The 22656-nt window shown below is 72.9% G+C and carries 23 protein-coding genes; 5 read left to right on the plus strand and 18 right to left on the minus strand.

The window, feature by feature from the left end:
* Nucleotides 1–29: 29 nt before the first annotated feature.
* A complete protein-coding gene (locus tag AB0K05_RS25510) occupies nt 30–1463 on the minus strand; it encodes an alpha/beta hydrolase fold domain-containing protein (protein WP_271279366.1) in 1434 nt (477 codons plus the stop codon).
* An 86-nt stretch (nt 1464–1549) separates the two neighbouring features.
* Here AB0K05_RS25510 and AB0K05_RS25515 point away from each other — a divergent pair, with 86 nt between their 5' ends.
* Nucleotides 1550–2251 carry an endonuclease V gene (locus tag AB0K05_RS25515; RefSeq protein WP_271279367.1) on the plus strand — a complete coding sequence of 234 codons (702 nt, stop codon included), beginning with the start codon at nt 1550–1552 and terminating at the stop codon, nt 2249–2251.
* On the opposite strand, the gene AB0K05_RS25520 is transcribed toward AB0K05_RS25515, so the two are convergent.
* Nucleotides 2214–2585 (minus strand): hypothetical protein, encoded by a 372-nt coding sequence (locus tag AB0K05_RS25520; RefSeq protein WP_148030743.1) that lies wholly within the window; start codon nt 2583–2585, stop codon nt 2214–2216. The genes AB0K05_RS25515 and AB0K05_RS25520 overlap by 38 nt on opposite strands.
* A 111-nt stretch (nt 2586–2696) precedes the next feature.
* The gene (locus AB0K05_RS25525; RefSeq protein ID WP_345482692.1) at nt 2697–3320 is read right to left on the minus strand and encodes an NAD(P)-binding domain-containing protein; all 624 of its coding nucleotides are present in this window, start codon (nt 3318–3320) and stop codon (nt 2697–2699) included.
* An 82-nt stretch (nt 3321–3402) separates the two neighbouring features.
* On the opposite strand from AB0K05_RS25525, the gene AB0K05_RS25530 reads away from it, so the two are divergent.
* Nucleotides 3403–3741 carry a helix-turn-helix domain-containing protein gene (locus AB0K05_RS25530; RefSeq protein ID WP_246640733.1) on the plus strand — a complete coding sequence of 113 codons (339 nt, stop codon included), beginning with the start codon at nt 3403–3405 and terminating at the stop codon, nt 3739–3741.
* 5 nt (nt 3742–3746) lie between these two features.
* On the opposite strand, the gene AB0K05_RS25535 is transcribed toward AB0K05_RS25530, so the two are convergent.
* From AB0K05_RS25535 to AB0K05_RS25560, 6 genes are all read right to left on the minus strand, one after another.
* The gene (locus AB0K05_RS25535; RefSeq protein WP_148030740.1) at nt 3747–4577 is read right to left on the minus strand and encodes a carbohydrate ABC transporter permease; all 831 of its coding nucleotides are present in this window, start codon (nt 4575–4577) and stop codon (nt 3747–3749) included.
* Nucleotides 4567–5508 (minus strand): sugar ABC transporter permease, encoded by a 942-nt coding sequence (locus AB0K05_RS25540; RefSeq protein WP_271279792.1) that lies wholly within the window; start codon nt 5506–5508, stop codon nt 4567–4569. The genes AB0K05_RS25535 and AB0K05_RS25540 overlap by 11 nt, the downstream gene beginning before the upstream one ends.
* 1 nt (nt 5509) lies before the next feature.
* Nucleotides 5510–6769, minus strand: a complete 1260-nt coding sequence (locus AB0K05_RS25545; RefSeq protein WP_364232243.1) for a sugar ABC transporter substrate-binding protein — start codon at nt 6767–6769, stop codon at nt 5510–5512.
* Between the two features lie 16 nt (nt 6770–6785).
* Nucleotides 6786–8390, minus strand: a complete 1605-nt coding sequence (locus AB0K05_RS25550; RefSeq protein WP_271279794.1) for an FAD-dependent oxidoreductase — start codon at nt 8388–8390, stop codon at nt 6786–6788.
* Nucleotides 8391–8398: 8 nt separating this feature from the next.
* Nucleotides 8399–9412 (minus strand): LacI family DNA-binding transcriptional regulator, encoded by a 1014-nt coding sequence (locus tag AB0K05_RS25555; protein WP_364232247.1) that lies wholly within the window; start codon nt 9410–9412, stop codon nt 8399–8401.
* Between the two features lie 106 nt (nt 9413–9518).
* Complete coding sequence (locus AB0K05_RS25560; protein WP_148030736.1) at nt 9519–9995, minus strand: DUF2283 domain-containing protein; 477 nt, start codon at nt 9993–9995, stop codon at nt 9519–9521.
* Nucleotides 9996–10063: 68 nt separating this feature from the next.
* Between AB0K05_RS25560 and pyrF the strand changes: the two genes are divergently transcribed.
* On the plus strand, nt 10064–10870 hold the full coding sequence (gene pyrF, locus AB0K05_RS25565) for an orotidine-5'-phosphate decarboxylase (RefSeq protein ID WP_364232251.1): 807 nt from the start codon (nt 10064–10066) through the stop codon (nt 10868–10870).
* 185 nt (nt 10871–11055) lie between these two features.
* On the opposite strand, the gene AB0K05_RS25570 is transcribed toward pyrF, so the two are convergent.
* Nucleotides 11056–11619, minus strand: a complete 564-nt coding sequence (locus AB0K05_RS25570; RefSeq protein ID WP_364232254.1) for a hypothetical protein — start codon at nt 11617–11619, stop codon at nt 11056–11058.
* A 287-nt stretch (nt 11620–11906) separates the two neighbouring features.
* Here AB0K05_RS25570 and AB0K05_RS25575 point away from each other — a divergent pair, with 287 nt between their 5' ends.
* Nucleotides 11907–12122: a hypothetical protein gene (locus tag AB0K05_RS25575; protein WP_148030734.1), complete on the plus strand. Its 216-nt coding sequence runs from the start codon at nt 11907–11909 to the stop codon at nt 12120–12122.
* 124 nt (nt 12123–12246) lie between these two features.
* Here the strand turns inward: AB0K05_RS25575 and bla are convergent, their stop codons facing one another.
* Entirely contained in the window at nt 12247–13152 is a 906-nt protein-coding gene (gene bla, locus AB0K05_RS25580) for a class A beta-lactamase (protein WP_364232257.1), read from the minus strand.
* A 168-nt stretch (nt 13153–13320) separates the two neighbouring features.
* On the opposite strand from bla, the gene AB0K05_RS25585 reads away from it, so the two are divergent.
* Nucleotides 13321–15441, plus strand: a complete 2121-nt coding sequence (locus AB0K05_RS25585) for a hypothetical protein (protein ID WP_364232260.1) — start codon at nt 13321–13323, stop codon at nt 15439–15441.
* A gap of 92 nt (nt 15442–15533) precedes the next feature.
* Here AB0K05_RS25585 and AB0K05_RS25590 read toward each other — a convergent pair whose 3' ends face one another.
* The 7 genes from AB0K05_RS25590 to AB0K05_RS25620 form a co-directional block, all read right to left on the minus strand.
* The gene (locus AB0K05_RS25590) at nt 15534–15761 is read right to left on the minus strand and encodes a hypothetical protein (RefSeq protein WP_148030730.1); all 228 of its coding nucleotides are present in this window, start codon (nt 15759–15761) and stop codon (nt 15534–15536) included.
* A 63-nt stretch (nt 15762–15824) separates the two neighbouring features.
* Nucleotides 15825–16721, minus strand: coding sequence for a ribokinase (gene rbsK / locus AB0K05_RS25595; protein WP_364232264.1), 897 nt, complete (start codon nt 16719–16721; stop codon nt 15825–15827).
* The gene (locus AB0K05_RS25600) at nt 16718–18046 is read right to left on the minus strand and encodes an ADP-ribosylglycohydrolase family protein (RefSeq protein ID WP_364232266.1); all 1329 of its coding nucleotides are present in this window, start codon (nt 18044–18046) and stop codon (nt 16718–16720) included. The genes rbsK and AB0K05_RS25600 overlap by 4 nt, the downstream gene beginning before the upstream one ends.
* Nucleotides 18043–19185 (minus strand): ADP-ribosylglycohydrolase family protein, encoded by a 1143-nt coding sequence (locus AB0K05_RS25605; RefSeq protein WP_148030727.1) that lies wholly within the window; start codon nt 19183–19185, stop codon nt 18043–18045. Before AB0K05_RS25605 ends, AB0K05_RS25600 begins: the two co-directional genes overlap by 4 nt.
* Nucleotides 19182–20150 (minus strand): ADP-ribosylglycohydrolase family protein, encoded by a 969-nt coding sequence (locus AB0K05_RS25610; RefSeq protein ID WP_364232269.1) that lies wholly within the window; start codon nt 20148–20150, stop codon nt 19182–19184. The genes AB0K05_RS25605 and AB0K05_RS25610 overlap by 4 nt, the downstream gene beginning before the upstream one ends.
* A 5-nt stretch (nt 20151–20155) precedes the next feature.
* Nucleotides 20156–21346, minus strand: coding sequence for an ADP-ribosylglycohydrolase family protein (locus AB0K05_RS25615; RefSeq protein WP_364232271.1), 1191 nt, complete (start codon nt 21344–21346; stop codon nt 20156–20158).
* A complete protein-coding gene (locus tag AB0K05_RS25620; RefSeq protein WP_364232273.1) occupies nt 21343–22653 on the minus strand; it encodes a sugar ABC transporter substrate-binding protein in 1311 nt (436 codons plus the stop codon). Before AB0K05_RS25620 ends, AB0K05_RS25615 begins: the two co-directional genes overlap by 4 nt.
* Nucleotides 22654–22656: the final 3 nt, after the last annotated feature.

Genomic DNA, 22656 nt, shown 5'->3' on the forward strand with positions numbered 1-22656 from the left:
GTACGGGCGAGGCCGCGTGATGTCCAGAGCTAGTGGAGCGCTTCGGCGATGGCGTGGGCGGTGGCTTCCCAGATGGGGGTGCGGGGGTCGATTACGGCGAAGTGGTCACCCACCATTTCCAGATAGGTCACCTCGTCTCCGGCGTTCGCCGCGGCGCGCGCGTACCGCCGGCCGAAGTCCACCAGGTCCAGGTCGTCGCCGGAGCCCTGCACGATCAGCTGCCGCACCTTGATCGGCACCCGTACCAGCGGCGACGCGCCGCCGTAGACGCGTTCGGCGGTGGAGCGTTCCCGCTCGGGGAGGTCGTCCCAGGTGGTGACGCCGAGCGCGGCGGCCACCGCGCCCGTGCCGACCCAGCGCCGGTCGCCCTCGACCAGGTCGAGCACCCCGGCCAGGGACACGGCCAGCGCCACCCCGGCGCCGTCGGCGGCGGCCCGCAGCGCGAGCTGGCCCCCGGCCGAGTGTCCCGCGACCGCCAGCCGTCCCAGGTCGAGCGGCGCGTCCAGGCGGGTGAGCGCCTCCATCCCGGCGGCCACGTCGGCGGTGGTGGCGTCCCAGCCGTGCAGGTCGGGGCGGCGGTACTCGAGGTTCCAGACGGCGAACCCGCGGGCGGTCAGATCGGCGCAGAGCGCCTCCATGAGGTCGGCCGCCCAGACGGACCGCCAGTATCCGCCGTGCACCAGCACCACCACCGGCGACGGACCCCCGGCCACCTCCCCGGCACGAACCCCCGGCGCCGCGGCACGCCTGCGGGGCAGCAGGGGGACCCCATGCTCCCCCGAAGCGGCATCACCTTCCGCGACCGGGATCGCGGACCCCACGTCGCCGGCCGGCGAGGGATCCCCCGAAGGGACATCACCCTCCGGAACCGCGCGCGTGGACCCCGCACCCACCCCCGAAAGGGCGCCGTGCTCCGCAGCCGCGCTCGCGGGCCCGTCCTTGGGTGCGGCCCCCGAAGGGGCGCCGCCCTCCGGAACCGCACGCGCGGGCCCCGCGTCGCCCGCTGACGGGAGGTAGAGGTGGCCCCACTGGTCTCGATGAGGGCCGTACGGGATGCGGACGTGGGGGTGTCTGATGCGGTGGACCGCGTGGCGGACGGCCCACCGGAGGCCGGCGAGGCCGCGGCCGTGGAGGTGGGTGGCGTCCTCGGCCACCTCCACGCCGTCCGCCCGCCAGATGTCCAGCCAGGTGACGGGCCCTAGCGGCTCGGCCATCAGGGTCCGGAGCTCGCCGGGTCCCGGCAGGATGACGACCGCGTGGCCGGCCGAGTTGTGCCGCTCCCCCTGCCCGCCGCCCCAGCCCGGATGGCGGCGGCGGGTGCGGGCCCGGACGTCGTCGGGGTCGCGGACGCGGGTGATGACCCCGCGCACGCCCAGGGAAACGAACTCGCGTTCGGCGATCTCGCCCAGGAGGGCCTCGTCCGCGGCCAGTCCAGGGCCGATCAGCACCAGGACATCGCTCATGACTTCCGACACTACAGAAGTTTCACCATCTGGGCCTTTGCTTAATCTTGTATCGGTATAGAAGTGGCCCGGCGTAGGTTGACGGGGTGCGTGTCGATCTTCTTCATCCCTGGCCGGAGAGCGTCGCCGAGGCGGAGGCCGTCCAGGAGCTGCTCCGCCCGCGCGTCGAGCTGACCGGCCCGGACCGGTTCGCCACGGTCGCGGGCCTGGACGTGCACTACCACGGCGACGACGACCTGTCCGCCGCCGTGGTGGTGCTGGACGCGGCCACGCTGTCCGTGGTGGAGCAGGTGGTGGTGCACGGCAAGGCGGCCTTCCCTTACGTGCCCGGCCTGTTCGCCTTCCGCGAGCTGCCCGCGCTGGTGGAGGCGCTGGAGCGGCTCACCGTCACGCCGGACCTGCTGGTGTGCGACGGGTACGGGCTGGCGCATCCGCGCGGCTTCGGCCTGGCCTGCCATGTGGGCGTGCTGACGGGCCTGCCGGCGCTGGGCGTCGGCAAGACCCCCTTCGTGGGCGCGCACGAGCCGCCGCCCCCGGAGCGTGGCGCGTGGTCGCCCATCGAGCTGGACGGCGTCGTGGTCGGACGCGCCCTGCGCACCCGTGACGGCGTCAAGCCGGTGTACGTGTCGCAGGGGCACCGCATCTCGCTGGAGACGGCGACCGGCCAGGTGCTGGCCCTGACGCCGCGCTACCGGCTGCCCGAGCCGATCCGCAGGGCCGACCACCTGGCCAGGCATCGGGACCCGGCCGCTAGGGCCGCCACGACCAGGTCACGAGCCACACGCTGACCCCGAACAGCGCCGCCCCGAGCGGGACGTGGACCAGCACCTGGCCGGAACCGCCCAGCATCGTCTGCACGAACCCCAGCAGCAGCGCCACCAGGCTGACCAGAGCCGGCCAGCCCGCGCCGCGCCCCGGCCGCCACAACAGGACGGCCGTGACCAGCAGGACCAGGCCGAGCACGTGGACGGCCCCCGAGCCCGCCCCGTGCATGCCCGGCCCCGCGCCGCCGAGCATCTGGCCGGCCGTGACGGCCTGGAAGAGCACCGCCGCCGCGTTGAGCAGCGCCGCCGCCCGGAACGCCGTCAGATATCCGCTGCGCTGCACGACCTGGGTGACCACTGGTTTCTCCTTCGACCTCGTACGAGATCACCAGGATCGCGGCCCCCGCCCTCGCGGGCATCCGCCGGCGGTCGTCATCGCATGTACACCAGGAGTCGTACCCGGTGCCCGTCAGGCGGGCGGGTGGGCGCCGGAGTGTTCCAGGGGCGGCAGCACCGCCTGGGCGTCGGCGCCACCGGACCAGAGGCCGATCATGAACGCGGCCGTCGCCTCCAGCAGCTCGGCCCGGCCGAGCCCGCCGCCGTCGACCGGTGCGCACCCCAGGTCCGCGGCCAGCCCGCGGGCGAGCGCGAGCGCGTCCGGGTCGTCGCCGCAGAGCGGCACGGCGAGCGGGCGCCCGCCGAAGACGGGCGGCGTCATCCGCCACACGTCCACGTGACACAGGTTGAAGGCCTTGACCACGTGCCCGCCGCTCAGCCGGGCGATCTCGCGGGCGACGGGCCGGAAACCGTGCGGTCCCACGTCGTTGGTGACGTCGATCACCGGCTTCCCCCGCGCCGCGTCCCCGGCCTCGGCCAGCACCGCGGGCACCGCCTCGGCCAGGACCGCCACCGCGGCGACGTCCCCGAACCCGGCCGCCTCCCGGAACGTGCCCGCCCGGGCGCCTGTCGTCGCGGCCAGGGCCGCCGCCCTGGCCGGGTCGCGCCCGCTGACCATGATCTCGTGCCCGGCCCTCGTCCACTGGGCGCCGAGGGCGCCGGCCATGTTCCCCGCTCCCAGGATCCCGATCCGCATGTCACTCCTCCACGTGCTGGTACATGTAGGAGAGACCCTAGAAAGCCCGATACGCACCATCTGGTGCCTTACGGAGGCCGCGTTGTTCCTCGCCGACTGCCAGGCCAGACTCGCGTTCGACCTGCTGGCCAACACCTGGAACGCGGTCGTCCTGTGGTCGCTGCGCCACGGCCCCCGCCGCCCGGCCGACCTGCGCGTCCAGATCGGCGGCATCAGCCAGAAAGTGCTCACCGAGACGCTGCGCCGCCTGGAGTTCAACGGCCTGGTCCACCGCCGGGCCTACGCCGAGGCGCCGCCCCGCGTCGAGTACGAGCTGACGGACCTGGGCCGGAGCCTCGTCGAGCCGATCGGCGCGCTCGGCGCCTGGGCGTTCGAGCACGCCGAGGAGGTGATGGCGGCGCAGGACAGGGCGGGCGCATGACGTGGTCAGCCTTTCAGTCCGGTGTGCGCCAGTCCTTCGATGAACTGGCGCTGCGCCAGCACGAACACCACCAGGACGGGCAGCGCCGTCATGCTGGCCGCGGCGAGCTGCACGTTCCACATGGGCCCGCCGTAGGCGTCGACGAACTGGGTGAGCGCCTGCGGGAGCGTGAAGTTGGCGGGCGTGGACAGGTAGACGATGGGTTCGAGGTAGAGGTTCCACGAGTGCAGGAAGGTGAAGATGGCGACGGCGCCGAGCGCGGGCCGGGCCAGCGGCAGCGCGACCCTGGCGAAGGTGCCGAACCGGCCGAGCCCGTCGACGCGGGCCGCCTCCTCCAGCTCGCCCGGCAGCGCGATGAAGAACTGCCGCATGATGAACGTGGCCAGCACGCTCGGCGCGCCCAGGATGGGCACCAGGATCAGCGGCCAGTGCGTGTCGGTCAGACCGGCGGTGTGGAACATCTGGAACAACGGGACGATCGTCACCTCGCTCGGGATCAGCAGCCCGACGAGCACGACCACGAACAACGCGTTCTGCCCGGGGAAGCGGATGCGGGCGAAGGCGTAGCCGGCCATGGCGGCGACCGCCATCGTGCCCACGGTGACGACGGCCGCGATGTAGAGGCTGTTCCAGTACTGCTGGGCGAACGGCTGCAGCTCGAACACCCGCCCGTACGAGGAGAAGTCCCACCGGCCGGGCAGCAGCGACGGCGGGAAGGAGAAGATGTCGCTGATCGGCTTGACCGACGAGGTGACCATCCACCAGGTCGGGAAGACGAACGGCACGCACAGCGCGCACAGCGCCCCGTACAACGCGAGCTTGACCCTACGACTCATGGAAGACCCACTTCCGGCGCATCCGCCACTGCACCAGCGTCAGCACGGCGACGATCAGGAACAGCAGGACCGACAGCGTCGCCCCGTACCCGAAGTGCCGGAACTGGAAGGCCTGCTGGTAGAGGTAGTAGACGAGGACCGTGGTCGACATGCCGGGCCCGCCCTGGGTGAGCACCGCGATCTGGGCGAACACCTGCAGCGACCCGACCACGGTGATGATCGAGGTGAGCAGGATGGTGGGGCTGATCAGCGGCACCGTGACGCGGCGGAAGCGGGTCCACGCGCCGGCCCCGTCGAGGTGCGCGGCCTCGTAGAGCTGCCGGGGCACGCCCTGCAGCGCGGCCAGGAAGAGCACCATGTTGAGGCCGACGTTCTTGATCACCTGGACGACGACGACCGACAGCAGCGCGGTGCCCTCGCCGCGCAGCCAGTTGGGCCCGTCGACGCCGGCGACGGCGAGCAGCCCGTTGACGCCGCCCTCGCCCTGGAGCAGGAACTGCCAGACGATGGTCCAGGCGACCAGCGACACCAGCACCGGCGAGAAGAACAGGGTGCGGAAGAACGTGGTGCCGGCGAGCTTCTGGTTGAGCAGGATGGCCAGGGTGAGCGCGAGGGCGAGGTTGAGCACGACCAGGCCTACTGAGAACAGCGCGGTGCTGGTCAGGACCGCGCCCATGTTGGGGTCGGCGAGCAGCTTCTCGTAGTTCCGGCCGCCGACGAACTCGAACGTGCCGGCCAGTACGTTCCACTCCTGGAGGCTGTACCAGACGACGAGGCCGAGCGGCAGCAGCACGAACAGGACACTGCCGGCGAGCTGCGGCGAGACGAGCAGGTAGCCGACGAGGGCGTCGCGGCGCGGGATGGTCCAGAAGGGGCGGCGCCGGGCGGCGGCGCGACCCGCCACCCGGTCGCCGATGTCCGTCGCGGTCATGTCACGCGCCGAGCATGGGCTGGATCTTCGCGCACACGCCGTCCAGCACGGTCTTGACGTCGGCGTCGGCCACCCACAGCGCGTCGAGCGAGGCCCGGACGGTCTGCGCCAGCTCGGCCTGGCCGGTGTGGCTCGGCTTGACGACGCCGGTCTCGATGCCGTCGATCACGACCTCCTGGAGCTGCTCGGGCTTGAGCAGCGGGCTGGTCTTGGCCATGGTCTCGGCGGTGAGCAGGGAGTCGCGGGCGGGCGGGAAGTAGGCGGCGAGCTTGGCGGAGTTCGCCTCGTCGGTGAAGAAGGCGAGGAAGTCGGCGGCCGCTTCGGCGTTGGGCGACTTCTTCAGCACGCCGATCCCGGCCTGCCCGATGACCGCGTACTCACCCTTGGGCCCCGCGGGCAGCGGCACCAGGTCCCAGCCGAACTCGCCGTCCTCCAGCATGGCGGCGCGCGAGATCTGCGCGACGACCATGGCGGCGTCGCCGGCGAAGAAGTCGGCGACGGTGCCGGGGGCGGGCATGGCCTTGTCCTTGAAGATCATCGTGTGCAGGAATGTCATCGCCTCGACCATCTCGGGGCTGTTGAACCGGCAGGCGGTGCCGTCCTCGCTGTAGGCGGTGGCGCCCCAGCCGCGCCAGATGGTGGCCAGGTTGTCCCAGCCCTTGTAGTCGAAGTCCCAGATGGTCAGGCCGTGCTTGCCCTTGGCGGCCACCGCCTTGTTGATCTCGTTGGCGTGCTCCCAGTCCCACTGGCCCGCCTTGATCAGCTCCTGGGGCGTCTTCTGGCCCGCGGCCTTGACCAGGTCGGTGTTGACGAACACGCCGAACGGCGAGGTGGAGAACGGGTAGGCGAACAGCTCGCCGTCCTTCTCCCACAGCTTGGTCGCGGCGGGGACCAGCTCGCCCGGATTCTGGATCTTGCTCTTGAGCGGGACGAGCGCGCCGGAGCCGACGAAGTCGGGGGCCGAGTTCTCCAGGATCCAGGCCAGGTCGGGCGGGTTGCCGCCGGCGATCTGGGTGGTGAGCGTGGTCGTGTAGTTCTCGAACGGCAGCGGGTCGAAGGTGATCTCGCCGGTCTCCGGGCGGGTCTTGCGGTAGTCGTCGGCGATCTCCTTGAACAGCTTGAGGTGGGCCTCGTTCGAGGTCCAGATCGTCATCCGGAGCGGCTGCGGGCCCTGCGCGGCCGGCGCGTCGCCGCCTCCGCCGCCGCAGGCGGTGACCGTGAGCAGGGCGCTCAGCGTGAGGGCGGCCAGCTTCGTCTTCATGGGGGGTTCTCCTTCGTCAGTATCCGGTGACGTCGGGCCAGCGCAGCTCCACCCCGTCGCGGGTGAGGCGGTGCTGGTAGTCGGCCAGGAGCCGCTCGTCCTCCCGCACGGCGTGCGGGGTGGTGGCGTGGTCCAGGCAGAACGCGGCGAGCGCGCCGGCGGCCTCGCCGACGTTCCACTCCACCGGGTGCAGGCGGTAGGCGCCGTTGGTGATGTGCGTGGTGCCGATGTTCTTGCAGGCGGGCAGCAGGTTGACCGTCCGCCGCGGGATGAGCGCGCCGAGGGGGATCTCGAACGGGGAGCAGGCGACGTCGATGTAGTTGTCGCCGCCGGTCGAGGGGTGCAGGTCGATGCGGTACATGCCGACGCCCACCGAGTCGGGGTAGGAGACGGCGCCCTTGTCGCCGCGCACCGCCGCGGACAGGTCCTGCTCGGTGACGGTGGTGAGGGCCCGGATGCGCCGGGACTCGCGGATGTAGGGGGCCATGGCCAGGCCGTCGGCGCCGCCGGTGACGTCGCCGCGCGGGCGCAGGCCGGGGTAGCCGGTGCCGCCGTCGTGGCGGGGCGCCTCGGTCTGCAGCCAGTAGAGCACCGACAGGGACAGCTCGCGGGCCGCCGCCAGGTGCCGGCCGGCGTCCGGCACGTCGATGACGGGGCCTTCGAGATAGTCGATCATCGGCCAGTTGACCAGCGTGATGTCGCTCTCGTACGCGCCGGGCAGGAAGTTGTCGCGGGCGGCGATCCTGCGGAAGGTCCACAGGTTGGCGTCGCCGGGGTTGACCCGCTGGTCGGCCTCCACCAGCCGGGGGTCGTCGCCGGGGTTGGGGGTGAAGGAACGCTCCACGATCTCCAGCGTGCGCGGGCTGGGGCAGCGCCACGACAGCAGCTTGTCGCCCCAGAACGACGGCTGGTAGGACCGCCAGAAGTCGTACGAGGCCGGCCGGTCGACGGTGTGGTCGCCGTCCACGTGGTCCATCGCGAAGCACACGGACACGGCCTGCATGTTGAGCGGCTGGGCCTCCTGCGGCGCGCTCGGCTCGCCCGTCTCGGCCTGCGACTCGAACCCGGTGACGTACTCGACCCCGGCCAGCGGCAGCAGCTCGCCGGTCTCGGTGGCGTCCAGCACGTACGCGGCGGTCGCGGTGATCTCGCCGCCGCCGTCGCGGTGCGCGAGCCGCACCGCCGTCACGCGGTCGCCGTCGGTCTCGGCCGCCACCGGGCGGTACGGCTGCAGCACGCGCAGCCTGCCCGACCCGCGGTACGGGGCGAGCATGGCCTCGATGACCGCGACCGCGACCCTGGGCTCGTGGCAGAGCCTGCTGACGTGGCCGGCGCCGGGGTTCAGCTCGCCCCACGCCCGCGCCCGCTCGGTCAGCGGGTAGTGGTCGCGGTAGTAGCGGCGGATGCCGTCGCGCAGCGCCCGGTAGCTGGCGGTGACGCCGAACCGCTCCACCCAGGTGTGCTCGTCCGGCGGCACCGCCTGGCTGGTGAGCTGGCCGCCCAGCCAGTCGTACTCCTCGGTGAGCACCACCGAGCGGCCCGCCCGCAGCAGGGCGAGGGCGGCGGCCACGCCGCCCAGCCCGCCGCCCACGACGAGCGCGTCTGCCGATATCTCAACCACGTGGGGGATCACCTTTCGTCGGGGACGGGCGCCAGCGTCGATCCGTCGACGAGCTCGCACGCCAGCAGTTCCTGCGGGTTGCCGCCGCGTTCCAGCACCCGGGTGAGCAGTTCGACGGCCCTGCGGCCCATCTCGCGCCGGGGGATGCGGAACCCGGTGAAGTCGATGTCGGTGGAGACCGGCCTGGTGGGCGCGCCGAGCGCGACGATCGACAGGTCGCGCGGCACGTCCAGGCCCCGGGCCAGGGCCGCTTCGGCGATGGCCGCGCCGTCGGCCAGTTCCTCGGCGAACACCACGGTCGCGCCGGACTCGAACAGCCCGGCGGTGGTGGTCAGGTGCAGACCCTCGGCGCCGGTCTCCGCGACGCCCGCGGTGAAGCCGCGCAGCCGGTCGGCGTACGACTCCGCGCCGCGGCCCACGCCGACGTAGGCCATCCGCCGGTGCCCGAGCGCGGCGGCGCGCGCGACCAGCGCGCGCACCGCCGGCGGATAGTCGGCGCCCACGTACGGCACGGGCCCGCCCGCGTCGTCGCGGCGGCCGACCGAGACGAACGGGATGCGCTCGGCCAGCAGCCTGGCCAGGTCGTCGCGGTCGACGGTGCGGCCGAGCAGCACGCAGCCGTCGGCCAGCCGGATCCGGCTCTCCGCGCTGAAGATCCGCCGCCGCTCCCCCTGCGCCGCCTTGGCGCTGGTGAACAGCAGCAGGTCGCAGCCCGCCTCCTCGGCGCACTCCTCGATGCCGACCAGGAACGGGTGGTAGAAGTCGGCGCTCTCGGCGGGGAAGACCGCCTCGTAGGTGAACACGCCGTAGATGCGGTTGCGCCGCTCGGCCAGCCGGCGCGCCGCCGGGTCGGCCACGTAGCCGGTGTCGCGGATCACCTGGAGCACCCGGTCGCGGGTCTCGGGCGAGATCCGCACCTCGCTCTCGGCCTTTCCGTTGAGCACCAGGGACACGGTGGTCTGGCTCACCCCGGCCATCCGCGCGATGTCCTGCTGCGTCAGACGCCGCCCCGAACTCGTCACAGTCCGTCACCCGTTCCGTTGCTAATGCGCATTAGTGCGACATTGTGCGACCGCGCATACTGCGCGGTCAAGGACTAATTCGTATTAGCAAGAGTGCGGTGCCGACCTACAGCCGCATCTGCGCCGGCATCAGGGTCTCGGCGTCGGACAGCTCCACGCCCAATAGTTCGCCGCCGCCGCCGAAGTCGAGCACCACGCCGTCGGCGACCACCTGCCGCGCCGCCTCGCCCGCCACGATCTCATGCTTCATCGATATATAGGCGATGTTGTGGTAGCGGTCCCAGCTGGTGTAGACGGTGCAGGGACGTCTGCCGCCCGGCTCCTCCTCCGAGGCGAGCAGGCCCTCCCTGGATTCGTGCGAGCCCGCCAGCGCCGCCCGCACCATCGCCATCGCCAGCTCCACTGCCTGCAGGGATTCGGCTCCGGTAGCCTTCCGCTCGTGCTCCCAGCCGGCCAGCCCGTCGATCCGGTACGGGCAGGACCAGTCTCCCCCGGCCTCCGCGTACGGCATGCCGATGGCGGCGACCACCTCCCGAGGGGGCTCAGTGCGCAACGTCAGCGTGCGGCGAGCGATCTCGTACATGTTCGTCGCTTTACCCGGAGCGCCCGCTCGGGAAGACTGCCCATGCGACTTCACGAAGGGGGCGTGTGATGACCGAGTCGTTCGGAACACGGTTACGAGCCAGGATCGACAAGTACGGACCGCTCTGCGTGGGGCTGGACCCCAGTCCCGAGCTGCTGCACGCGTGGGGGCTGGACGACTCCCCCGCCGGTCTTGAGCACTTCAGCCGGGGTGTGGTCGACGCGGTGAGCGACCTGGCCGCCGTGGTCAAGCCGCAGTCGGCCTTCTACGAGCGCTGGGGCAGCCGGGGCGTCGCGGTGCTGGAGCGCACCGTCGCCGACCTGCGCGACGCCGGCCCGCTGGTGCTGCTCGACGTCAAGCGCGGCGACGTCGGCGCCACCATGGCCGCCTACGCGGAGGCCTACCTCGACCGGGGCAGCCCGCTGGCGGCCGACGCGGTCACGCTCAGCCCCTATCTGGGGTTCGGCAGCCTGGCGGGCGCGATCACCTCGGCGCTGGCCGCCGACGCGGGCGTGTTCGTCCTCGCCCGCACCTCCAACCCCGAGGGCGCGCGCCTGCAGGAGGCGGTGGCCGGGGAGATCTACGAGGGGGTACGGGCCGCGAACGCCGGTCGCGACCCGCTCGGCTCGGTGGGCGTGGTGGTGGGCGCGACGGTCACCGACCCCGGCTACCCGCTCGACCGCCTCAACGGCCCGATCCTGGCGCCGGGGCTGGGCGCCCAGGGAGCGACTCCGGCCGACGTCGGACGCTTGTTCGCCTCCGTACGGCACGCGGTGCTGCCGTCGGCCTCCCGGTCCCTGCTGGCGGACCAGACCGGCCTACGAGCCCGTACGGAACGCTACCGCGACGAGTGCGCCCACCACCTGAGCCCCTGACACCACCCGTCGCTTTCCCACACGCCCGCCCCTTGCCCCCGTCAGCCCACCCGTCCACAAAGGCCCTCGCTGACGCTCGGACGTCCTGCTGTGCCGGGCTCCGCCCGGCGGCTGTCCCCTGGTGAGACGATCCCCGATCATTCCTGGACCCGGTCCCGTCCGGGCTGACCCGGCGTCCGGGGCTGCTACCACACGTCCCTGCCGCTGCTCCACAGCTCCGAGGCGTGAAAGGCGAACCGATCGAACAGGCCGTCGTCCTGATGACGCCTCAGGTGCAGCATGGGCGAGTCGTGTCCGACCAGCTTGGCCAGGTGAGGCGTCACAAGCATCTCGGAGTCGAACCGGAACACGCTCATGGCGATGTGCTCGTCGCCGTACCTGGCCTCGATCCCAGGGACGTCGCGTAGCCGCTCGATCTCCGACAGGGTGATCCGGATGCGTGTGGACACGGTCAAGGGGACGTTCTCCGCTTCCTCACGGCTCCGTGTGACGTCACTCTCCGGGTCGCCGACGAGGAACCGGATCTTGCAGCCCTGTTGAGCCTTCCGCTTGAGCGCCTTCGCCAGGTTGGGATGTTCCAGCCACAGGAAGTAATTCGTGTAACCGGCGAACACGATCTCGTTGCGCGCCGCGTTGATGAGATTGCGCCAAATCGATTTCGGGCATGCAGAGCGATACGGATAAACTGACAAGACTTCTTTGTCCGGCCCCGTTTTCACCGTGTTGCGGATTGCGTCTGGCCATAGCACGGCTGCCTCAACTCCTAGTGCCTCTGCGGCGGCCCACCGGTGCCGCAGGTGCGGGATACGAGCTTCGTCCTGCAACCAGCGTTCGACCGTCTTGACGTCAACTCCACCGGTCGGCCAAGCTCTGGTTCGCGACCTGGGCGTTCAGCATGGCGGCGCGTAGAGAGACGTTGGTCACGATACACCTCGGACTGGAGGACGCCAGGGACGTTCTGAGCGTAACGCCATCACATCCCGGACGTCTGAATAACGTGGTGGATTCGTCACTCTTGAGTAAGCAGTCTTACCGCATGTCCACACCGGTAATTCTCGAAGACCTCCAGGTGACTTTTCCTGATTGGTGCATGTGGCGCAGTTCCGCAGGACGCCTGTGGGCGACCCGGAACGGCCGACGCCTGTCGCAGCACGAGATCCGACACGGTCTCTGCCAGACGATCGACGCTGACGACGTCGCCCAGCTCGCCGAGCTGTTGCGGCAGCAGGAGGCGGCGGAGCGGGCATTGTGAGCACGCCCGGCGCGTTCCCGCCCCGGCTGCGCGTGACCGGCTGTCCCGCGTACGTCTCTCCGAAGGGCTGCCGCACGGACTGTGCCCCCCTGACAGGGACGGCGTCGCGACTGCCCGGTGGCTGTTACAGCTTGCCGAGGGCCTTGGCCAGGGCGGTCGCGGCGGAGGCGATCACCTTGTCGTCGTGCGGAGTGTCGTCGTCGTTGCGGTTGGTGAAGACCGAAAGGATGATCGGCGCGCTCGATCCGGGGGTCCAGACGATCGCGACGTCGTTGGCCGTGCCGTGGTTGCTCGCGCCGCCGGTGCCGGTCTTGTCGCCGACCGTCCAGTCCTTGGGAAGTCCCGCCTTGATCCGGTTGGCCCCGGTGAGACTGGCCTTCAGCCAGCCGACCAGCCGCGCCCGGTCCTGCGCGTGGAGGGTCTTGCCGGTGGTCAGCTCGGCGAAGGTCCGGGCGGCCGCCGCGGGGGTGGTGGTGTCGCGCTTCTCGCCGGGCGCCCAGTGGGTGAGCGTGGGCTCCGTACGGTCCAGGCGGCTGGTCTGGTCACCGGTGGCGCGGAAGAACCGGGTGAGGCCGGGCGGCCCGCCGATCTGCTTCAGCAGGGTGTTGCCCGCGAAGCCGTCCGATTTGGTGATGCCGGCGCGGCACAGCTGGGCGGGTGTCATCCCGGTGTCGGTGTATTCGGTGGTCTCCGGGGAGTTCCCGGTCAGCTCGGCCATGTCGGCGGGCTTCCAGCGGATCACCTTGTCCATCAGCCCGGGGGCGCTGGTGCGCGCCTTGTGCAGCACGGCCGCGCACGCGAACACCTTGAAGCTGGAGTTGAACGGGAAGCGCTCGCCGGCCCGGTAGCCGACTGTCCTGCCGGTCGCCAGGTCGATGCCGACCGCGCCGATACGCCCGTCGTAGGTCTTCTCCAGTTCCCGCAGCGTCTTGTCCAGTTCGGAGCCGGTGGCGGCGCCCGCCCCGGGCGCGAGACCGCCCAGCAGCACGGCGATGGCCGATGCCAGAACCCCTAGTCGCAGTCGTGTCATGCCGAGAAGAAGATCAGAAACCGGCCGGGTCCGTCCAATAGTGATATTCGACCGGCTTTCATAACGGTGTGGATATCGTCGCCTGTACAGGGCGGGCTGCCGAGCGAAATCAGACCGTTCGCGACACATGAGACGTGGACGGAGGCTGCCCTCTGTCACCGTTCCCCCATGACACGCATCGAGCTGGTGGAGCGGATGCGCGGCTCCGGGGTGCTGTGGCGGGGCTCTCTGGACGGGGTACGGCGGCTGGTGCCGCTCGCGGTGCCCGGCGCGCTCGTGCATGCGCCTCTGTCCGGGTTCGTCCTGCTGGTGATGGTGGTGTGGGCGGGCGGGTCGGCGGCGGTGGTCGACGGGCGGCTGGACCTGATCGGGGCGTCCGGCGGGGAACTGCTGGCCTGGACGGTGACACTGGCCGCGCTGGTGGTGCTCGCGCAGGCGGTGGTGTTCCCGGCGACGGTGGTGCTCGCGGCCGGGTGGCTGGTGGGCCGCCGGGTTCCGCCGGTGGTGGCGCTGCGGATGGCCGCGCGGCGGTTCCCCGCCATGCTCCTCCTGGTCGTGCTGGCCTCGGTGGCGTACGCGGCGATCACGGCCGCCGGGTTCGGCGTGCTGGTGGTGACCGGCCGGGAATGGCCGGCCACCGTGGTCATGGCGGTGCTGGGGCTGGTGGCGATGCCCGGTCTGCTGGCCGTGCCGTCGGTCATGCTGCACGGGTGCACGGCGACGGGCGCGGTCGTCCGCGCCTACCGGTTGGTCCGCTACCGGGAACTGCCGACGGCCTGCACGCTGGCTCTCGGGATGGTCGTGGTGCCCGTGGCGGTGGCGCGGGCGGCGGAACATGCCCTGGCGCCGCTGCCGGGGCCGCTGTCCACGGCGGGGTGGGCGGTGGCCGGGACGGTCCTGGCGCTGGCCGTGACGCCGGTCCAGGCGGCCGTGGTGGCGCGGCAGTTCCTGCACTGCGTGGCCTGGCGTACCGAGACGCATGACGAGGATCTGGAGCACGGCGTGCCGGCCGGGACGGCGCGGCCGGTCAGGGCGGCGCTGTGGCCGGTGGTGCTGGCGCCGGGGCTGCTGTTCGGCGGGATCGTGCTGGTCAACCCGTTCGGGTGGACGGAGGTCACCGAGACGGTGGTGTCCGGAGGCGAGGATTCCGTGGCCCTGGGATCGGGGGCCGGGGCGCTCTCCCGCCTGCCGTCGTTCCGGCCGTGGGAGCTGCGGAGCGCGCACGCCGGCCACGACGGCGAGCTGAAGGTGGTGGTGGACGGCTTGTACACCGCCGCGGGTGTGCTGACGTGCGGCGATCCCTCCTGCGAACGGGCCGGCCTCGCCTGGGCGGACGACGTGGCGGCTCTCTCCGACAAGGCGAGGAACGGGTACGCCGCCGCGCGGCTGCCGGACGGCAGGATGGCGGTGACCACCTGGTCGGGGCCGCGGCTCAGGGTGTCACACTGCGGGACCTTCGCCTGCGCGGCGGCCCCGGGCGGGGCGGTCGTCGCTGAGGCGCGCGACCGGCCGTTCCACGCGGGGGTGGCGATGGCGGTACGACGGGACGGCGGGCTGGTCGTGGCCTTCGCCGACAGGGAGCGGGCGGACGACGGCGACGACCTCGTCACCCTCGTTTCCTGTGCGGACGCGGCCTGTTCCCGGCCGGAGCCGAGCGAGGCCGCGCGGCTGGCCCCGGCCGCGTATCTGCACGGCCCGCCCGTCCTGGCGGTCGCGGCGGGGCCCGGGGACCGGCCGGTGGCCGCCCGGTTCGACGTCGTCACCGGCCAGATCCACGTCATCTCGTGCGCGGACGCGGGCTGCCGGCGACCGCGCGTGACCAGGCCGGTGCCGCCGTATCCGGCGCGGGACGACGCCGGGCTGCGCCAGGAGACCGGGCTCACGCTGGCGGTGCGGGCGGACGGCCGTCCGGTGATCGCGTACCGGGACGTACGCGACCGTGCGGCCAAGCTGCTGGACTGCCGCACCCCTGACTGCGCGCGGGCGGACGTCGTCACCCTGGACGCCGGCGACACGGACCTGGCCACCCCGGCGCTGGTCCTGGACCGGGCGGGCCGGATCCTGGTCGCCTTCCAGAACGGCGGGGGGACCAGGATCATGCTGGCGACGTGCACCGGGGGCCGTTGCACGAGCACTCCCGTGGCCAGGATCCGTGGCGGCGCGGGCGAAACCCTCGCGATGACCCTGGACGACAGGGGCAGGCCGATGATCGTGTGGCTGGACTACGACGCCGCCCCGGAACCCGGCTGGGAGCTGGTCATCACCACACCACTCAACCTCACCGACTGACGAGGCCGACGTAGGTGCGCTCGTCTCCCCCGGACATCGCCTTGCGCTCAGCCGATGAGGCCGATGTCGAGGGCGCCCGCATGACCTTGCTTTCAGCCGGTGGGGCCGATGTCGGGGCGTTCCTCCTCGCCCTCGGCATGGTCTCGTTCCTCGGGGCGGTCCTCGTCGGGCCGCTCCGGCTCGTCGCGGGCCTCGGGAGGGTCCGCGGGGATGGGGCGGCGGGACTTCTCGGTGCTGGCGCCGGAGCGCTCCGCGACCACGTCGCTCTCCGCGCCGAGGCCGTCCGCCGCAGGGGGCGTGTCGCCGGGGTTCTCGCTCATACCTTCCCCGTGCCCTCACCTCATGGTTCGATGCGGGCGGGCCCGGATCCGATGGGGCCGGCGTCAGCCGGGCGCGGCGGCGAGCTCGGCGTCGATCTCGGCGCGGAGCGGCATCGAGGTGGACGCCCCCTCGCGCCGCACGGAAAGCGCCGCCGCCGCCGCGGCGAAGCGGAGAGCCTCCGCCGCAGGACGCCCCTCGGCGCGGGCCACCGCGAGCGCCCCGGCGAACGTGTCGCCCGCCGCCGTGGTGTCGACCGCCTTGACCGGTACGGCGGGCACGTGGAGCCGCTCCCCCGCGCGCGATCCGTACAGCGCGCCCTGGGAGCCGAGCGTGATGACCGCCTCTTCGACCCGTTCGAGCAGCTTGTCCAGGGCGGCGCCGGGGTCGGCGGCGCCGGTGATGCCGGCGGCCTCGTGCTCGTTGGGCAGCAGCAGGGTGACAGCGTCCAGCAGGGCCTCGGGCAGCGGCTGCGCGGGGGCGGGGGTGAGGATGACGGGCACGCCGGCCTCGCGGGCGGCGCGGGCGGCGGCGGTGACGGCCGGCATCGGCAGCTCCAGCTGGAGCAGCAGGGCCCGCGAGGCGGCGATGACGGCGCGCTCGGCCGCGGTGGGGCCGGTGACGGTGCCGTTCGCGCCCGGGACGACGATGATCGAGTTGCCGCCCTCGTCGTCGACCACGATGTGCGCGATGCCGCTCACGCCGGGCGCCCGGCGCAGCAGCCCGACGTCGACGCCCGCCCCGGCGAGGGTGTCACGCATCTCGGCGCCGAAGGCGTCCTCGCCGACCGCGCCCAGGAACGTCACCGGGGCGCCCGCGCGGGCGGCGGCGATGGCCTGGTTGGCACCCTTGCCGCCGGGCACGGTGCGGAAGTCGCGCCCGGTCACGGTCTCGCCCAGTTTGGGCGCGCGGCCGACGTAGGCGACCAGGTCCATGTTGGCGCTGCCGAAGACGGTGATCACGGGTGCATCAACTCCTGGGTGCGGCGGGCCAGCTGTTCCAGGCCGATGCCGTCGAAGCCGGTCAGGCTGCTGGCCAGGCTGTCGCGCAGCGCCCACTCGCTGGGGACGCCGCCGTTCAGCGCGCCGGCGATGGAGCCCGCGGTGGCGCCGGCGGAGTCGGTGTCCCAGCCGCCGGCGACGGCTCCGGCGACGGTGGCGGTGAAGTCGCCGCGGCCGTGCACGAGGGCGGCGGCGATGAGGGCGGCGTTGTGGATCGTGTGCACCCAGTGCAGGTCGCCGTGCCGCTCGTGCAGCAGGTCGACGACGCGCTCGAAGTCGTCCTCGCGGGCGGCGTCCTCGGCCGCCTGCCGGACCGCCCGGTGCAGCCGGGATCGGGGCGGCACCACCGACAGCCCCGCCTCGACGACCTCCTCGGCGGAGCCGGCGACCATCGAGGAGGCACACATGGCGGCCGCGAACATGGCGCCGTAGAGTCCGTTGGCGGTGTGGGTGAGCCGGGCGTCCCGCCAGGCGTACTCGGCGGCGGTGCCGGGATCGCCCGGGTTGACCCACCCGTACACGTCCGCCCTGATCAGCGCGCCGATCCACTCCCTGAACGGGTTGCGGCGGGTGGCGGTCCGCGGGGGCTCGACGCCGTCGAGGAGGTTGCGGTACGCGACGCGCTCGGCGGTGAACGTGCGCCCGGCGGGCAGCTCGTCGAGCCAGAGCCTGGCCACGTCGTCGGTGGAGAACCCGCGGCCGTGCCGTTCGAGCACGGACAGGGCGAGCAACGGGTAGTTGAGGTCGTCGTCCTCGGGGATGCCGTCGATGTTCTCGGCCAGGGAGTTGACGGCGCTGCGCCGGTTCCACGGCCACCGCGCGGCCACCTCGTCCGGCAGGCCCTCGGCGGTGAACCAGCCGCGGATCGGCCAGTTCCCGGTGGCCTCGGCGATCTCCCTGATGCCCGTACGCGGGATCTTCTCGACCGGCTTGCCGAGCACGCACCCGGCGGCGCGGCCCTGCCAGGCGCCCAGCACCCGGTCGTGGGCCGCTACGACGCCGCGCGCGGGCCGCGGCCAGCCGGGGCAGGCGGCGATGATCGCGAGCAGGTCGCCGGGCTCGTCGAGCGGCGACGGGAGGGCGGCCAGCTCGTCCAGGAGCTCCTCGGCGAGCGGGCGCAGCGCCCGCGCGCCGGGCTCGGACGCGCCGGCGCGGGGCGGGGCGTCGTGCCCGCCGGCGGCGTGCCAGCGCTTCGCGACCAGCGTGGCGTCCCTGCCGTCCTCGGCGGCCTGCCTCAGCTCGTGGCCGACCAGGTCCTCGGGCTGGACCCAGGTGAGCCGGATCATCGATCCTCCAGGAGCGCGGCGAACGCGGCCTCGTGGGCGCGGCGCCGGGCCACGTCGCCGGCGTGCACGCGGCGGGCGACGGCGGCGAGGGCGCGGCCGGGCGCCACCAGGTCGGTGCGGCTGGCGATGCCCACCCGCTCGATCCACTCCTGCGGGACCGCGCCGAGGCCGCCGAGCGCGCCGGCGATGGCGCCGCCCATGGAGGCGATCGAGTCGGCGTCGCGGCCGTAGTTGACGCCGCCCAGCACCGTCTCCCGGTAGTCGCCCTTGGCGATCACCAGGAAGGCCAGGGCCAGCGGCAGCTCTTCGATGCTGTGCACGCGGCTCGGCCTGCGGGCGCCGAGGCCCTGGTCGCGGTAGGTGTCGGCGACCGTGTCGTAGGGCCGCACGGCGGTGCGGAGCGCCTCGAACGAACCGTCCCAGTGGCCGAGCCCGCGAGCCGTCTCGCACACGGCCTCGATGGCGGCGCGGGTGCCGTCCTTGGCCAGCCGGATACAGGCGGCGACGACCGAGTCGGCGGTGGCGCCCGGCCGCATCGCCTCGGCCACCGCCGCCGCCATCACCCCGGCTGCCTCGCGGCCGTAGCTGGACTGGTGCGCGCCGGTCAGGTCGACGGCCTCGGCGTAGGCGGCGTCGGGGTCGCCCGCGTTGACGACGCCGACGGGGGCCACGTACATGGCGGCGCCGCAGTTGACGATGTTGCCCGTGCCGGCCTCGCGCGGGTCGGCGTGGCCGTAGTGGAGGCGGGCGACGATCCACTTCTCGGCCAGGAAGATCCGCTGCAGCGGCAGCGCCTCGGCCTCCAGCTCGGGGATCCACTGACGCTCGGCCATCAGCTCGGGCACCATGTGCTCGGCCATCGCGTACGCGTCGAGGTGGCCGCGCGCCTTCTCGTACACGCGGATGAGCGCGTGCGTCATGAGCGTGTCGTCGGTGATGTGGCCGTCGCCCTTGTGGTACGGGGCGATGGGGCGGGCGTTGCGCCAGTCGTCGTTGAACGGCGGCACGATGCCCTCGACCCGGCCGCCGTAGCGTTCCACGATCTGCTCGGGGGTCCAGCCCTCGGTCGCGCCGCCCAGCGCGTCACCGACCGCCGCCCCCGCCACGCAGCCAGTCGCCCTGTCTTCAAGCGGCGTCATGAGAGTCCTTTCAGAAGTTCGATGAGATCTTTGCCCGCCAGCTCCGGCAGGCAACAACCGGCGAGCGTGCGGGCCGGTGTGATCCACCCCTCCGGGATCGCACCGTACCCCCCGCAGGCCCCCGTGAGCGCGCCCGTGAGCGCGGGGGCCGAGTCGGCCAGCGCCGCCAGGCACGCGGCGGCGGGCACGGCCCGGCCGAGCTCGCCGTCCGACGCCTCGGTCAGGGCGAGCGCGGCGGGCACGGTCAGCGCGGCGCCCACCCCGTAGCTGTAAACGTGGTCGAGCAGGGCAGCGTCCAGCGCGGGCACCGCGCCGAACGGGTCGCCCGCCGCGCGGGCGGCGGCCAGCGCCAGGCGGGCGTTGTGCCCGATGGCGGTGTCCTCCGGCAGTACGGCGAGCGCGGCGCCGACGGCCTCGGCCGCCGAGCCGGTGGCGACGGCCTCGGCCACGGCGGCGGCGACGGCGCGGGCCCCGAGCAGGCCGTCGCCGGCGTTGGTGACCTGGGCGTCCTCGTCCGGTGCCGCGCCGCGCAGGCCGTAGGCGACGGCTCTCACGGCGGCGGCGTCGTCGAAGTGGTGCGGGTTGTCGTGGCCGCTGGCGGGCGGCTCGACGCCTCTGGCCAGGTTGTCCAGTGCGGTGGCGACCGAGACGCGGGCCCTGATGTCGTCGCGGCCGACGAGCGCCCGGAACGCGTCGGCGCGTGGCGTGCCCATGGTGAGCAGCGTCCAGGCGAGCCATTCCGCGTCGTCGGACGGGCCGACGGCCAGCGGCGCGGTCGGCTGGTTCAGCGCGAACGGCACCGGCAGCGTGGTGAGCCGGTGCTCCTCGGCGAAGGCGTCCAGCTCCCGGTGCAGCCTGCGGCTCCACGGCGCGTGCAGCGCGGCCCGATGCCTGGCCGCGGGCCAGCCCGCGGCGTCTCCCACGGCGAGCCCGACGACGGCTCCCGCGATCCTGTCCCCCGACATGCGTCCTACAGCCCTTCCATCCGCTCGTCGCCGGCATCCGGCCCCGCCGTTCCGCCTCCGGCCGCATCCGCGGATCCGCCCGGCCCCGCCGGAGGCCGTCCAGCCGCACCGGCAGATCCCGCCGGGCGGGGAAGTGCCGCCGATCCCGGCGTACCCGCGGATTCCGTCGTGGTTCCCCCGGGAGGCCCCGATCCCGCCGGGTTCTCGCTGGCGCGGCCGGGTCGCGTCGCCCGGGTGCTCGCGGTTGCGTGAGCGGTGGCGAGGTCGTCAGCGACGTCCCGTATGTCCCGGCCCGCGACGACCGGCAGGCACTTTCCGGTGGCGGGGCCGATCCTGGCCGCCCAGCGCGCGGGCACGCCGCGCTCGCCCCGCGACGCGCCCGCGACGGCGCCCGCGATGGCGCCGATGGTGTCGGCGTCCCTGCCCAGGCTCACCCCGAAGGTGACGGACTCCTCCACGTCGCCCGCGCCGTACAGGTAGGCGGCCAGAGCCAGCGCCACCGCCTCGGGCGCGAGGTCCGTCCACGGGTAGTGCCTGACCACGACGGCCTCATGCAGCGCGACGGCCGGGTCGGGGGCGGCGAGCGCGGCGCGCGCCCGGACGATGTTCCTCGCCGTCCACGAGTCGGCGGGCACCGCCGACAGCGCCGCCTCCACCGCGTCGGACGGATCGGCCCCGGCCATCGCGGCGGCGACGGCCGCGGCGACCGCGCGGCCGCCGAGTATGCCTTCGCCCGACTGGCTGACCCGCCCGTCCTCGGTCACGAGCCGGGCCGCCTCCGCCGGGTCCCCCGGGCAGAACACCCCGTACGGGGCGGCCCGCATGGCGAGCCCGTCGGACCACCCGTGCTGGTGGACCAGCCCGGTCAGCGGCGGCTCCAGCCCGCGCCGCAGCGCCTGGACGGTTCCCAGCTCGGAGAACCCGGCCCCGCGCATCGGCCCGGTCACGGCCGGGATCACCCGCTCCCGGTACGCGGCCGCGACCAGCGCGGACGTCAGCCCGTGCCCGTGCTCGGCCAGCAGCCCGGCGGCGAAGATCGCGTACTCGGTGTCGTCGGTGCCGCCGCCCTCGATCTCGGTGAGCCGCCCCCAGCGGCGGCGGATCTCCTCCGGCGTGAGATTCTCGGCGGGCGCCCCGAGGGCGTCGCCGGCCGCCAGGCCGAGCAGACACCCCCGGGCCCTGTCGCGATACGTCACCGCTGATACCGCTCCAGCACCTCGTTGCCCTCCTCGACGAGCCGCTTGGCCGCCTCGTCCAGGGTGACCTTGTTGGCGAAGAACTCCTGCAGCACCGGCGTCGCCACCTTGCTCTTCCACTCGTCGTAGCCGTTCACCTTGAGGAACGGCGCCACCACGAGGTCCTTGGCGGAGGCGGTGGCGACGTCCCAGCCGTCCTCCTGGCCGGTGATCGACGGGTCGGAGGCGGCCTCCTGCGAGGTCGGCAGCAGCCAGTCGCCCTTGGCGAGGCGGGCCTGGTTCTTGCCGTTCAGGAAGAACGACATGAACTGGATGGCCTGCTCCTGGTGCTGGCTGTCGGCCGACACCGACAGGGTCTGCGACACCGCGCCCTGGTTCGAGGTGGTGCCCTTGAGCGGCGGCAGCGTCACCCACTCGAAGCCGTCGGGGGCCTGCTCGGCCACCTGCTGGCGCAGATAGACGCCGACCGGGAGCATCGCGTACTTGTCGGCGAAGAAGCCGGGCAGCGGGTCGGCGGTGCCCATGCCGAGCGCCGCCGGGTCGGCCGTCTTGTCCTTGTAGAGCTGGTCGTGGATGCGCTGCAGGACCGCCTTCTCCTCGGGGCCGACCTTGACGGTGGTCTTGCCGCCGGCGGTCTGGAAGAAGGTGCCGTCGAAGTTCAGCGCCAGGTTGAGCACCTTGTTGACCGGCGACTTCATCGGCCAGGCGACGCCGTACGTGTCGCCCTTGGTGAGCTTCTTGCTCGCGTCGGCGAACTCGTTCCACGTCCACGGCTCCGCGGGCGTGGGCATGCGCACCCCGGCCTCGGTGAGCAGCTTCTTGTTGGCGATGATGACCTGCGACTCCTGGAGGAACGGCACGCCGAACACGCCCTGGTTGCCGCTGCCGTCGTCGAAGGTGACGGTGTCCCAGGCGGCCTGCGGGATGTCGTTCTGCAGGGAGGCGGGCAGCTTGTCCTTCAGGTCGAGCAGGTAGCCCTTGGACGCGAAGCCGGCCAGCGCGGGCGAGTCGTCGTGGAAGACGTCCGGCGCGTCCCCGCCCTCGAACGAGGTGACGAGCTGGTCGTTGACGTTGTCCCAGCTGCCCTGGACGTAGGTGACCTGGATCTCCGGGTTGGCCTTGTTCCACTCCTCGACGATCGCCTTGTTGGCCTCCACCGACTCCTTCTGCCAGGCGAGGCTGAGGAAGTCCAGCTTGACCGGTTCGCCCGACCCGCCCGAGGAGTCGCCGGTGTCCCCGCCGCCGCTGCCGCACGCGGCGGCCAGCGCGACGACCGCCACCGCCGCCAACGCGGATTTGATACGCATCTG

Source organism: Nonomuraea sp. NPDC049486, from assembly GCF_040676925.1.
In the GTDB taxonomy this organism is placed as follows: domain Bacteria; phylum Actinomycetota; class Actinomycetes; order Streptosporangiales; family Streptosporangiaceae; genus Nonomuraea; species Nonomuraea ferruginea.